Annotated in this window: 12 protein-coding genes, 1 tRNA gene and 1 pseudogene; 8 read left to right on the top strand and 6 right to left on the bottom strand. The window is 67.2% G+C overall.

Translation table 11 applies throughout. The features are described 5' to 3' along the window. Window position 1: 1 nt before the first annotated feature. Complete coding sequence (locus ACH34T_RS35845) at window positions 2-715, top strand: alpha/beta hydrolase (protein WP_396025417.1); 714 nt, start codon at window positions 2-4, stop codon at window positions 713-715. A gap of 204 nt (window positions 716-919) precedes the next feature. Here the strand turns inward: ACH34T_RS35845 and ACH34T_RS35840 are convergent, their stop codons facing one another. Together ACH34T_RS35840 and ACH34T_RS35835 are read right to left on the bottom strand one after the other, a co-directional pair. Beyond that, a complete protein-coding gene (locus tag ACH34T_RS35840) occupies window positions 920-1,666 on the bottom strand; it encodes a DUF427 domain-containing protein (RefSeq protein WP_396025416.1) in 747 nt (248 codons plus the stop codon). A gap of 238 nt (window positions 1,667-1,904) precedes the next feature. Then, window positions 1,905-3,395 (bottom strand): MDR family MFS transporter, encoded by a 1,491-nt coding sequence (locus ACH34T_RS35835; RefSeq protein WP_396025415.1) that lies wholly within the window; start codon window positions 3,393-3,395, stop codon window positions 1,905-1,907. Window positions 3,396-3,497: 102 nt separating this feature from the next. On the opposite strand from ACH34T_RS35835, the gene ACH34T_RS35830 reads away from it, so the two are divergent. The 3 genes from ACH34T_RS35830 (at window position 3,498) to ACH34T_RS35820 (ending at window position 5,917) form a co-directional block, all read left to right on the top strand. After that, on the top strand, window positions 3,498-4,199 hold the full coding sequence (locus ACH34T_RS35830; RefSeq protein ID WP_396025414.1) for a TetR/AcrR family transcriptional regulator: 702 nt from the start codon (window positions 3,498-3,500) through the stop codon (window positions 4,197-4,199). A gap of 68 nt (window positions 4,200-4,267) precedes the next feature. Beyond that, window positions 4,268-5,776, top strand: a complete 1,509-nt coding sequence (locus tag ACH34T_RS35825) for an alpha/beta hydrolase (RefSeq protein WP_396025413.1) — start codon at window positions 4,268-4,270, stop codon at window positions 5,774-5,776. A gap of 65 nt (window positions 5,777-5,841) precedes the next feature. Further along, window positions 5,842-5,917 (top strand) — tRNA-Thr (locus ACH34T_RS35820). Between the two features lie 65 nt (window positions 5,918-5,982). Here the strand turns inward: ACH34T_RS35820 and ACH34T_RS35815 are convergent. Further along, complete coding sequence (locus tag ACH34T_RS35815; protein ID WP_396025412.1) at window positions 5,983-6,180, bottom strand: hypothetical protein; 198 nt, start codon at window positions 6,178-6,180, stop codon at window positions 5,983-5,985. Between ACH34T_RS35815 and ACH34T_RS35810 the strand changes: the two genes are divergently transcribed. After that, window positions 6,088-6,495, top strand: a complete 408-nt coding sequence (locus ACH34T_RS35810; protein WP_396025411.1) for an NUDIX domain-containing protein — start codon at window positions 6,088-6,090, stop codon at window positions 6,493-6,495. The two genes, ACH34T_RS35815 and ACH34T_RS35810, sit on opposite strands and share 93 nt — an antisense overlap. A 712-nt stretch (window positions 6,496-7,207) precedes the next feature. Here ACH34T_RS35810 and ACH34T_RS35805 read toward each other — a convergent pair. Beyond that, window positions 7,208-7,468 carry a Clp protease N-terminal domain-containing protein gene (locus ACH34T_RS35805; RefSeq protein ID WP_396025410.1) on the bottom strand — a complete coding sequence of 87 codons (261 nt, stop codon included), beginning with the start codon at window positions 7,466-7,468 and terminating at the stop codon, window positions 7,208-7,210. Between the two features lie 181 nt (window positions 7,469-7,649). Continuing rightward, a complete protein-coding gene (locus ACH34T_RS35800; RefSeq protein ID WP_396025409.1) occupies window positions 7,650-7,874 on the bottom strand; it encodes a hypothetical protein in 225 nt (74 codons plus the stop codon). 426 nt (window positions 7,875-8,300) lie between these two features. On the opposite strand from ACH34T_RS35800, the gene ACH34T_RS35795 reads away from it, so the two are divergent. Next, the gene (locus ACH34T_RS35795) at window positions 8,301-8,561 is read left to right on the top strand and encodes an RNA polymerase sigma factor (protein WP_396025408.1); all 261 of its coding nucleotides are present in this window, start codon (window positions 8,301-8,303) and stop codon (window positions 8,559-8,561) included. A gap of 115 nt (window positions 8,562-8,676) precedes the next feature. Beyond that, a pseudogene (locus ACH34T_RS35790) lies at window positions 8,677-8,865 on the top strand (RNA polymerase sigma factor); the annotation flags it as partial. A gap of 1,340 nt (window positions 8,866-10,205) precedes the next feature. Here ACH34T_RS35790 and ACH34T_RS35785 read toward each other — a convergent pair. Continuing rightward, window positions 10,206-10,586, bottom strand: coding sequence for a MarR family winged helix-turn-helix transcriptional regulator (locus ACH34T_RS35785; protein ID WP_396025407.1), 381 nt, complete (start codon window positions 10,584-10,586; stop codon window positions 10,206-10,208). Window positions 10,587-10,688: 102 nt separating this feature from the next. Between ACH34T_RS35785 and ACH34T_RS35780 the strand changes: the two genes are divergently transcribed. Continuing rightward, the gene (locus tag ACH34T_RS35780) at window positions 10,689-12,140 is read left to right on the top strand and encodes an MFS transporter (protein ID WP_396025406.1); all 1,452 of its coding nucleotides are present in this window, start codon (window positions 10,689-10,691) and stop codon (window positions 12,138-12,140) included. Window positions 12,141-12,182: the final 42 nt, after the last annotated feature.

The raw sequence follows: 12,182 nt of genomic DNA, 5'->3' as shown, positions 1-12,182 counted from the left end.
AATGAGTACGTTCGTTCTGATCCACGGCGGTGGCGACGTCGGCTGGTACTGGCATCTGGTGGAAGCCGAGCTGCGCGCCCGCGGGCATGACACCGTCGCCCCCGACCTCCCGGGCGACGACGACTCCGCGACCCTCACCGACTACACGGACGCCGTGGTCCACGCTGTCGGCGACCGAAAGGATCTCACCGTCGTCGGACATTCGTTCGGCGGATTCACCGCGCCTCTGGTCGCCGACCGGCTCCGGGCCGACGTCCTGGTCCTGGTCGCCGCCATGATCCCTTCCCCTGGTGAGGCACCTCGCGACTGGTGGAGCAACACCGGCTACGCCGAAGCCGCCCGGGAGCAGGCCGCCCTGGACGGCGGCGCGACCGGCAACGACGACCCGTACGTCAGCTTCTACCAGGACGTGCCGCGCGAACTGGCCGAGCAGGCGATGAGCATGGAGCGCGCGCACCCGTCCGCGGCCGCCATGAACGCGCCCTGGCCACTGGAGACCTGGCCTGACGTGCCAACGAAATTCGTCCTATGCGACCAGGATCGCTTCTTCCCGCCCGCATTCTTGCGCAGGCTGGTACCTGAGCGCCTCAACATCGTCCCGGACGAGATCACCAGCGGGCACTGCGTCGCGCTCAGCCGCCCAAAGGAACTCGCAGCCCTCCTGACGCATTACGCGACGACCACCAACCAGAACCCACCCTTCATCCCGACTTAATTGCGAACCGACCCTCCCCTCTCGCTTCAGCCGCCCCCATCTCCCTCACCGCAGGTCAACCCGAGGGCCATCCGCGAACCGCCAGACCAGGCGACGGCTCAACCTGGCAGGATCATCAGCGGCCCGCCCGCAGGATCATCAGCGGCCCGCCCGCCGCCCTTCCGGGCGGCAAGATCTACCTTGGACAACACGGATGGCGCACGGTCACCGCGCAACTGGGCGGGCTTGGCGCACCCCGTCGACGAAGATGTCGACCTTCTCGCTGTAGAAGCAGACCAGCCCGGCGATCTTGCGGCTCTCGTCCAGCGGGGTCGGGTACGACCACGCCAGGTCCTCGTGGACGGTGCCGTCCGCGCGCACCGACCAGTACTCGGCGGTGCCCTTGTACGGGCAGCGCGTCACCGTGTCGGTCGCTTCGAGCAGGTCCATCCGGACGTGCGTTTTCGGCAGGTAGTAGCGCACCGGCAGGCCCGTCTCGAACAGCAGCCGCGGGCTGGACGACTCCGCGACCGTTACCCCGTCCACCTCGACCCGCACGTTCCGCGAAGCCGTCAGGACATCGACGCGCGTGTACGGGTCGCGCGGATGGACGAAGACCTCCTCGTCCTCCTCGAACCAGGCGTCCATCGCGTCCCAGTCCAGGCGGACGAGACCGCGCAGCTCCTCGATGGTCGACTCCGTGTACCGGAGCGCACCGCCCGGAGCCTCGGCGCCGTCCACCCTCACCGTGTAGGCGGTCGCGTCGCCTCGGCTCGGCGACCGCTTGCCCGGCCCGTCTTCGACGAGTTCGGCCCGGACGTCCGCCTCGGGGAAGTAGTAGGTCGGGTAGTGGGGGATCTCCCACACCAGGAACGGACCCGTGGTGTCGGCCACCAGGCGACCGCCCAGATAAGCCCGGACGCGCTTGCCGCTCTTCTCGACCCGAATCCTGGTCTTCTGCGATGTGGTCATGCCTGGGCAACCTTCCCGACCCCCCCACCTATTTCGAGCGAACCCACCCAGTCCCGCCCCCTCCGGACAACGACCTGCCTTTCGCATAACCCCGCCTGATACAGCCTTGGCCACGCGCCGCCCCCCCGATGGCCGTCGAGCCGCGCGACCCGTCCTGCCGGGCCCTCGGCGTTGAGGCTGGCCAGGTCGAGGCTCTCAACGTCCACCCACCAGCCGCTCGGCGTCCGGCGGTGTGTGCTCATTTCGTCAGCTGGACCTCCTTCGGCCTCGGCTTGCGGGGGACGGCGATGATCGGGATGAGGGCGAGGAGCAGGATCGCCGCGGCCCACCAGAACGTCTCGGTGAAGGCGTTCGTGAGGAGCGTGGGCGTCTCCGCCGTGTGTCGTGCGGCGGCGTCGGCCAGGTTGCCGGACGCGCCGGGGATCTCGCCGCGGATGGCGATCTGCAGGACGACCGCCATCGCCGCGGTGCCGAACGAACTGCCGACGCGGATCAGGATGTTTGCGCCGGTTGTCGCCGCGGGCACGGTCTCGTGCGGCAGGCCCTGATAGGCGATCGACATCAGGCTGGGGGTGATCATGCCGTGTCCGAGACCGACGACGAACATCGTGCCCATGATCATGCCGCGCCCGGTCTCCGGGGCGAGCGTGGTGAGCGCCAGGGCGCCGGCGAGGACGCACAGGGTGCCGCCCACGGCGAACCACCGTCCGCCGAACTTGTCGACCAGCCGTCCCGTCCGCCACATCGTGATCATCGCGCCGACGCCCATCGGCGCCAGCAGCCAGCCCGCCTCCAGGGCCGACTCGCCGCGGACGATCACCGCGAACAGCGGGATGAGGATCATCAAGCCGAACATCGCGCCGCAGTAGAGGAAGAGCCCTCCGGTGGCGGCGGTGAACGCGCGGGTGCGCAGTCGGCGCAGATCGATGAGCGCGCCCTGGCCCTTGCGCAGCGCGTGCGCGACGAATGCCGCCACCAGGACCCCTCCCGCGATGACGCTGGCGAGGAAGCGCGCGCCGGTGAGGCTCGCCCCGTTCCCGGCCTCCGACAGCCCGTACACCAGGGCCGCCAGGCCGGGGGACAGCAGCAGTATGCCGAGGGCGTCCAGCCGGGCGTCCGCGCTGCGCTCGTTGTCGCGCGGCAGCATCCGCAGGGCTGCGAACATCGCGATCGCGCAGAATGGGACGTTGACGAAGAACATCCAGCGCCAGCTCAGATTGTCGACGATCACGCCGCCGAGGAGCGGGCCGAGCACCGGCGCGAGCATCGCGGGCACGGAGACGATGCTCATCGCGCGGCCCATCCGTCCGGGCCCGGCCTCGCGGACGAGCATCATCTGCCCGACCGGCATCAGCATCCCGCCGCCGAGGCCCTGCAGGACGCGGAACGCGATCAGTGACGGGATCGACCAGGCGAGCCCGCACAGCAGGGACCCGCCGATGAACAGCCCGAGCGAGACGAGCCACATCGTCCGGGCGCCGAAGCGCTGCACCGACCACCCGGTCAGCGGGATCGCCATGGACAGCGCGAGTGTGTAACCGGTCACGACCCACTGGATCGTCGACAGCGAGGTGCCGAAGTCCCTGCCGAGCGACGCGACCGCGACGTTGACGATCGTGGAGTCGAGCACCGTCATGATCGCGCCGAGCAACACGACGACCGCGAGGTTGCGCAGGCGCGGGTCGATGCCCTCCTGGTCGGCAGGCGGTGCGGTCGTTGTGCTGGTCATCCGGCCGCCTTTCGTTTCCGTACGCCGTATCGGTACTACCGTACACCGTATCGCCGAATCCGTACACCGTATCGATACGGTGTATCGCGTAAGATCTTTGATGTGGCAGGTTCAGCGAGGTCAGGCGACGTTTGGACGCGCCCCCGCGGCGGGCGCCGGCCGAAGCTGACGCGCGAGGCGATCGTCGAGACCGCGATCAAGGTCGCGGACGCCGACGGCCTGGACGCCGCGTCGATTCGCCGCGTCGCGAGCGAACTGGGCGTGCGCGCGATGAGCCTCTACACCCACATCGACACGAAGGAAGACCTCTTCGACCTCATGTACGACGAGGTCGCGGAGGAGGTGCTGATCAAGGGCGATCTGCCGGACGACTGGCGCGAGGCGTTCCTCCAGATCACCCTCAAGGAACGCGAGGCCGGCCTCAGGCATCCCTGGATGCTCGAACTCGCCCACCGCTCCCCGCGCGTAGGGCCGAACGGTCTGCGTCATGCAGAGCAATCCCTGGCCGCCGCCGCGCTGCTCACCGACGACCCAGAGAGCATGGTGGCCATCATCACCACCCTCGACCACTACATGCTGGGCTACACGGTGCGGGAACAGCACGTCAACGACATCGGTGAGAACGGCCTGGAGCGCGCCCACACCAGCCTGCTGGAACGGGAGTACATCCGCTCGCTTCTGGAGAGCGGCGAGTTCCCTCACCTCAAACCCGTCTTCGAGCGGGGCCTCTACGGGCGCGTGAACTTCGAGCGGGGCCTCAACTGGCTGCTCGACGGGATAGAACACGACTACGGACAGAAGTAGCCCCGGCCACGATGTCGACGTAGCGTAGGCGGCGGCGTACGTGGCGCTACGACGAGACGGGGTCCCAGGTGCGGGCAGCGAAGTTCATCAGTGTGGCCACCGTGCTGACGATGGCGACGGTCACCGGATGCAGCGACGACGGCGGCGAAAGGGCGACCGCGTCAGCGAGCGCTCCGTCCGGCCTCGAATCGTTCTACAAGCAGAAACCGTCCTGGAAGGACTGCGGGGACGGATTCGAATGCGCGACCGTCCAGGTACCCCTCGACTACACCAAACCGTCCGGCGGAAAGGTCGGGATCTCCGTCGTCAGGCTCCCCGCCGAGGACGAATCCGACCGCATAGGTTCTCTGCTCACCAATCCTGGCGGCCCAGGCGGTTCCGGTACGGACTTCGTCCGCCAGGCGGCCCGGACGTTCGGGAACGACCTGCGCCGCCGCTTCGACATCGTCGGCTTCGACCCCCGCGGCGTCGCCAAGAGCGACCCGGTCCGCTGCAACACCGGCCCGCAACTCGACGACTTCTTCGCCACCGACGCATCCCCGGACGACCAGAAGGAGACGAACGCACTCGGCGCCGAAGGCAAGGAGTTTGCCCAGAACTGCAAGGCCAAGGCGCCAACCGAGCTCCCTCACGTGGGCACGCTCAACGCCGCCCGCGACATGGACGTCCTACGCGCCGCCTTGGGCGACCCCAAGCTCACCTACTACGGCGCCTCATACGGCACCTACCTGGGCGCCACCTACGCCGAACAGTTCCCTAAGAACGTCCGTGCCCTCGTGCTGGACGGCGCCGTCGACCCCAGGCTGTCCTCGACCGAAATGCTGATCGAACAGGCCAAGGGCTTCGAGACGGCTCTGCGCGCCTTCGCCGCCGACTGCATCAAAGCAGGCTTCTGCCGTTTCGGTGACTCCGTCGACGCGGTCCTGGCCAGCGTCTCGTCCTTCCTAACCAAGACGGACAAGACACCGCTCAAGAGCACTCGCGACCCCCGCAAGGTCACCGAGTCCCTGGCCGTCATGGGCATCGCCAGGGCCCTCTACGTCAAGGAGTACTGGCCCGTCCTCCGCCAGGCCCTCACCCAGGCGACCCAGAACTCCGACGGCACCATGCTCCTGGCCCTCGCGGACGAAATGGTCGAACGCAAGCCGAACGGCGCCTACAGCAACCAGACCGACGCGAACATGGCCATCAACTGCGTCGACAAACCCAACCCCCCGGACCTCAACACCTACGGCAAGTCGGCCGCCGAAGCCGAGAAGGCCGCGCCCCGCTTCGGCCCCTTCGTCGTCTGGGGCGGCCTGCCCTGCGTCTACTGGCCCGTCCAGACCGAACAACAGCCGAAACCCATCACCGCCAGGGGCGCCGCTCCGATCGTCGTCATCGGAACCATCCGCGACCCCGCCACACCGTACAAGTGGTCCCAGAGCCTGGCCGACCAGCTCACCAGCGGCGTCCTCCTCACCTTCGACGGTGACGGCCACACCGCCTACCTGCAGGGCAACCACTGCATCACCGAGGCCGCCGACAAGTACCTGCTCACCGCCACCCCGCCCAAGGACGGCACCACCTGCCGCTGAATAACCAGTGCACGCCGACCCCCGGAGACCCGGTAGACTTCACCCAGCCGTGCCCCGCACGGCGCGCCGCCTTAGCTCAGTCGGCAGAGCGATTCACTCGTAATGAATAGGTCATCGGTTCGATTCCGATAGGCGGCTCCAGGTCAAGGGCCCGTTCCGATCTTCGGAACGGGCCCTTGCTAACGAGTGAGTGACCAACTGAGCGACTAAGACTCGCGGTCTTCTTCCAGAAACACCATCGCCTCCGCTCCGCCGAGCAGGGCGGGCCGGATCTGGTGCCAGTACACGGTCTCGGTCACCTCGGTGCTCTTGTGCTCGGCCCGCTGCGAGATCTCCTCGATGGGCACGCCCGCGTCCGACAACACGGAGACGAAACTGTGGCGCATCTCCCGCGGCCTCGCCACTCGGTGAGCGTCTCGGGCATCGTGGTTCGAGACGACGAACGCGTCCTCGCCCTCAAGCGTGCCGACGACGGGCGTTGGGCACCGCCCGGTGGTGTCCTGGAGTTGGACGAGACACCGTTCGAAGGCGTCGTCCGTGAGGTATTCGAGGAAACCGGCGTGAAGGTCGAGCCTGACCGCCTGACGGGCGTCTACAAGAACATGAGGCAGGTGTGGTCTCCCTGGCCATTCTCTGTCGGCCAGTCAGTGGGGAGCCTCACCCGTCAGACGGAGCGACCTCGGTCGCCTGGCTTCTGCCGTCCGAGGCGACCGAGGTGATGCCCGTGGCCCGCGCCGTCCGTGTGACGGATGCACCGAGCTCATTTCATTCGGGTGGAGTGGGTGACGCGGTGGTTTTGTAGGACGGCGATGGCCTTGACGATGTGGCCGACTTCGCCCGGGCTGCAGCGCAGCTTGTGCAAGATCCGTCATGACTTGAGCGCGGCGTTCGCGTGTTCGCCCGGACCGCGGAGCTTGGCGTGCGACCGGTTCGCCTGCTTCTGCGACTTCGGTTTGTCCATGCCGTTGTAGGGCGTGATGATCATCGAGGCCTCGGCCCTTGGCAAGCTTTGTCGGCCAAGGTGAGGATGCCTGCCCTCTCCAGTTCCCGCAGGATGCCCCACACGCGGGCGGCGGTCAGGTGGTGGACCTTGCCGGACACGCGGCCCCAAGGTCCACACGGGTGCCGGATGTCCGAGGCGGAGGGCGAGAGGGGCCAGCCGGGTCGGCCGCTGGGGGCGGACGGTAGGTCCAGGTGCCCGCGCTGTTCGCATCCCGGCAGGTGTTTGCTGGCGGCCGGGTCTGCGGGTCATTGGGTGGGGCGAGGATGTCGGCGATCTCGTCCAAGCCGCGCAGCGCCACCGGTCCGGCCAGCTCGACCCACAGTTTGGCGCAGTCGAGGTTGGGCGGAGTGCCGACGGCGAAGCTGAAGCGCTCGGCGAGAACGGCGACCTGGACGAGGGTTCCTGTTCAGGGAGTAAAGCGGGCTGCCTCAGGGCTCGGTCTCGTCGTCACTCGAGCCTAGATACTCCGCGGAGGTCATTAGCGCGACGATTTCGGCGTCGAGGTCATCGAGATCGATCTTTGTCGACAGTACTTGGGTCGGTAGCCCATCTTTATCGCGCAGTAGAGCCAAGAAGAGATGCTCCACGCCAGCGTGCGAATGCCCCATCCGCCTGGCCAGGTCATCGGCAGCAGTGATGGTCCGGAGGTAGCGGGGTGTGTGTATCGGCCCCGACTCGCTGTTCTCCATTTCCGCCCTTTTGAGGTCGCGGTTGCGTCGCCTGCACTCTACTTCGCATGCGCCGACGCCGGTCTTCAGTGTTGGCGAACGGAGAAAACGCTCAACGCCTGTCAGGCCGATGGACCTGCACCTTCGATCGAGGGTGCGGGGTCCATCGAACCGCTGGCGGGTCTAGGTGCTGCCGGGCACGTCAACCCTGCGGCACCCACCAGAATCCTCCGATGGAGGGCGCGAACCTGCACTCCCACCAGACCCCGGCGTAGAAGGCGATGGCGCCGTCCTCCCAGGAGTTGCAGCGTCCTGGCGGGGACGACCTGAGACTGCTCGGGGAGATCTGGCTGTGCAGGACCGTGGCCTCGGCCGCGGTCTCGGCGGATGCTGGAGCGGCCGTCAGGGCTCCGGCGAATGTGGTCACCGCGGCAGCGGCAACCAGCGTACGTACCATGGTGGAACGAATTCGCGGCATGGATTTCCTCTTTCGGAAGCAGGTGAATTCACGGGGTCATCGCGAACGTGTCGCGGCCGCTCATGCGGCTGCCTGTGGCCAGGCGGACTACATGACTACAGAGTCCTTGCCATGGGGCGAGCTTTGGTTTGGACGCTGCCCAGCGTCGGGATGGCTTGGCCCGGGACATGAATGCGGAAGCGTGTACCTCGGCTCCCTTCTGCTTCGCTTCTGACGGCCACGCGCGGTTCAGGGTTTTCCACGATGGTCGGCCGGACTGTTCTGTCAGTAGCTTTCGATTTACTTGTCAACACAGGAGTCAGTCGGCCTCACCGTCTTACACGCGTCATGCATCGCTGACCGTTGCATCGATGGCTCAAGATCTTGAGGTGCCCTGTGGAACCGAACCCCGACGATGGTTTCTCTCAATACGTCAAGCAGGTCCGGTCCGAGCTGCGACGAAGGGCCTTCTTGCTGTGCGGCGACTGGTTCGAGGCCGACGACCTAACCCAGAAGACCCTGGTCAAGATGTTCCTTCTGTGGCCGCAGTTGGACAACCGCGAAGAATTGGCCGGCTACCTACGGTCATGGTCCGCACCTACATCAGCGGTCGCCCGGTCGCCCGGTCGCCCGGTGGTCACGGGAGGTCCTCGTTGACCACACTCCCGAACCCCGAGCCGGTTGAACCGGATCGCATCGGCACTCACCCGCTGCTGTCGTCGGCTCTGGACCGGCTCGGCCACCGGCAGCGCGCGGCCACCGGCAGCGCGCGGCCACCGTGCTGCGCTATTGGGAACACCTCACCGTGCGTGAGACCGCGGATGCCCTAGGCTGTTCACCAGCGACAGTACGCAGCCAGATCTCCCGGGCCCTGGCCACACTCCGCTCTTTGTTACGACGTGGTCCGTCTTCCCGGGATGCTGGCGATCAGGTACCGACCCGGAAACGGCCCGACCCATGAGTGAGATTCCACTCGCCCCCTCCTCTGGGCATCCAAACGAGGACACAGCCACAGCGCTGCAGCAACTTCTCGAGGAGTTCCGCGCAGCCCCCGCCTCACCACCGGCGAAAAGCGATGACGAACTCATCACTGAAATCCGCGCCGCCAGCCAGCGTTCTGACGACCACCAGCCTGACTGAAAGCCGGTACCACCGCCACGGTGAGCATGACCCCGGCCACGGCAAAGGTTATCTGTGCGGTACGGCGCGAACCGCTCCGACGGGCCGCCGGGCGCCGCTAGGAGCGGCGCGGGGTCTCACATATCCTGTTTACGTGAGATCGCTGCGGGCGAGCTCGGTCCATGTCCCGTCCGCGTGAACCTGCACTTTCTGGACTCGGAGTAGTTGGCACCTCGCGCTGTACCGTCCGCGCTTTCATGGCACCGGCCCGGACATCACGGCCGAACACGTCCGGCCATACGGCGCAGCGGAAAGGGCCTATCGACGCATGGCACCGAAGGTGCGCCCGACTGTCACCGTTCGGACGCAGCACATCAACGTCATCGGCGCCTACTCCTTCCGCACCCGACCTCGGCCCTCCCCGGCGTCCGCGAAATCCGCGACCCCGACACCGCTGACCAAGACCAGTAGGCATTGGCTCCCAACTCCCCCGGCGAGCCGGTCCGACGGTATGGGTTGGGCAGTGCGTCCTTCTCTCAGCTGTAGGAGTCGAGTTGGAGGGCGCGAAGGTGGCGGACGCGAGCTTAGCTCAGGGCCTCCAGGAGGCCTTGGGTAGACGGGCGGTCGGTGGGACGGGACGCCAGGCAGGTAGCGACGATGCGGCGATGTCGCGCACGCTCCCGGTCGGTGGGAACGGGGCATGGTGTTGGCGCCCTGCCAATATGGCACGGACTGTCACGTCGCGGTTACTCGCTCCCATGAAGGGGTCTGCGGTGAGTGACTAACCGAGTGACAATCGTGGTGGACGGTGGGAGCGCTGTAGGTACTCCTGCGCATGGCCGGCGATTGGATCACTCCAAGTTGATCTTCGCTTGTAATGAACTAGGTCATCGGTTCGATCCGATAGGCGGCTCGCAGTCCAGGCCCCCTTCCTATCTTGGAAGAGGGGTGTTCGCTGCAGGCTTGCTGACAGCGACTCCTGAGCCGCCTCGTTTCTGACCCGCGCGGTCACGCCATCACCTCGGCGGGCCGAAACACGTGCGCGTGGCCTGAGGGCCTAGGCAACGCCAGAGCCGCGCGGCCGCCACGTGGACGGGCGCTTGGGTGGGCGTGCTTCTCGACTGTAGGAGCAAGGTGCCGGTGTCAGGTGCTCGAGCCGGAGGTGCCTGCTCCAGCACCAGGTCAGGGCACTGGTGCCAGGTACTCGGCGAGGATCTTCAGGTGGGTTTCGCGGGCCTCGGCGTGGCATCGGCGGCCCGCGTCGGTGATCTCGACGAAGACGCCGCGGCGGTCGGCTTCGCAGAGGCCGCGCTGCACGTACCCGTGCTTCTCCAGGCGGGCGACGGTGCGGGAGAGGGCGCTCTGGCTGAGGTACATGGCCGCGGCGATCTCCTGCATGCGGCGCTTCTCACAGTTTGCGTCGACGAGGCGGTCGAGCGTCTCGTACTCGCTCATGCTGAGGCCGTGGGCGTCCTGGAGGGCGCGATCAAGGGCGCAGGCGACCGAGTTGTAGCAGGTCGCCAGCCCGCGCCACCGGTCGACGAGTGCAGCCTCCGCTTTCATGCCGCGCATCGTAGCATGTGCGCGCATCTGATGCACTCGAATTAAATTCTACGGAATTTAGTGCGTAGACATTTGATGCATGTGCATGTACTGTGCTTCGACGTGACTATCACTGACACCTCACCTGCCTCCGCCGTCCGTGCGCCGGGCGCCAAGAGCGCGCCGGCCGAACAGACCTGGACTCCCCGGCTGTGGGGAGTCCTCGCGGTCCTGTGCGCCGTGTTGTTCCTCGATGGACTCGACGTCTCGATGGTGGGCGTCGCGCTGCCGTCCATCGGCGCCGAGCTGGGCCTTTCGACGACGTCGCTGCAGTGGATCGTGAACGGTTACGTCCTTGGTTACGGCGGGCTGCTCCTGCTGGGCGGACGCACCGCTGACCTGCTCGGCCGCCGGAAGGTCTTCCTCACCGCGTTGGCCGTGTTCGCCATCGCGTCGCTGGTGGGCGGGCTCGTGAACGACGGCACGTTGCTGATCGCCACCCGTTTCGTGAAGGGACTGGCCGCCGCGTTCACCGCGCCGACCGCCCTGTCCATCTTGACCACCACCTTCCACGAGGGGCCCGCGCGTAACCGGGCGCTGTCGGTCTTCTCCGTGTTCGGCGCCAGCGGCTACTCGTCCGGCCTGATCCTCGGCGGACTGCTGACGAGCTTCGGATGGCGCTGGACGTTCCTGACGCCCGTGCCCCTCGCCGTCATCGCCCTCGTCGCAGGCCTCGCGTTGATCCCGCGGGACAAGCCGGCGGCCGGCGGCGGTCACGACATCGTCGGCGCCGTCACGCTCACCGGCGGCATGCTGCTCGCCGTCTACACCGTCGTCTCCGCGCCCGAACGGGGCTGGCTCGACCCGGTCACGCTGGGCTCGGTCGCGCTGGCGGCGATCCTGCTGGCCGCCTTCTTCATCACCGAGAAGAAGGTTCGGCACCCGCTGATCCGGCTCGGCATCCTGCGGATCGGATCGATCGTCCGGGCCAATCTGAGCATCGTCGCGCTGTTCGGGTCGTACCTGAGCTTCCAGTTCATGATGACGCTCTACCTGCAGGACGTGCTGCGCTGGTCGCCGCTGAAGATGGCCATGGCCCTGTTGCCGGCCGGACTCATCGTGGCCTTCGGCTCCCCGTTCGTCGGCCGCCTGATCGACCGGTACGGGACGCCCCGCCTGATCATCAGCTCCATGACGTCGCTGACCCTCGGTTACGGCTGGTTCCTGGCCACGGCCGGGAACGCCCCGCACTACCTGTTCACGATCCTGCCGACGATGCTCCTGCTGGGCGGCGGGTTCGCGTTCGGGTTCAGCTCGATCATGGGCCAGGCGACGGACGGGATCGACGACTCCGAGCAGGGGCTGGCGTCCGGTCTCGTCCAGACGTCAGGCCAGGTCGGCGCCGCCCTCGTCCTGGCGGTGGTCACCGCCCTGGTTGCGGGCGGAACGGCCGCCGGGGGAGACGGCTTCGGCGAGTTCCACCCGGGCGTCAACCTGGTCGGCGCCGTCGCCGTGGTCGGCTTGGCGCTGAACCTGGTGCCGCTCCTGCGCCGCTACCGCCCCAAGCACGCCTGACCGATCTGTCCATGACACGCGGGGACGCACTCACCCAGAGTG

The sequence above is a fragment of the Actinomadura sp. 9N215 genome, assembly GCF_044326345.1.
In the GTDB taxonomy this organism is placed as follows: domain Bacteria; phylum Actinomycetota; class Actinomycetes; order Streptosporangiales; family Streptosporangiaceae; genus Spirillospora.
The sequence above is the reverse complement of the archived record's forward strand: the minus strand, read 5'-3'. Positions and strand labels throughout refer to the sequence as shown.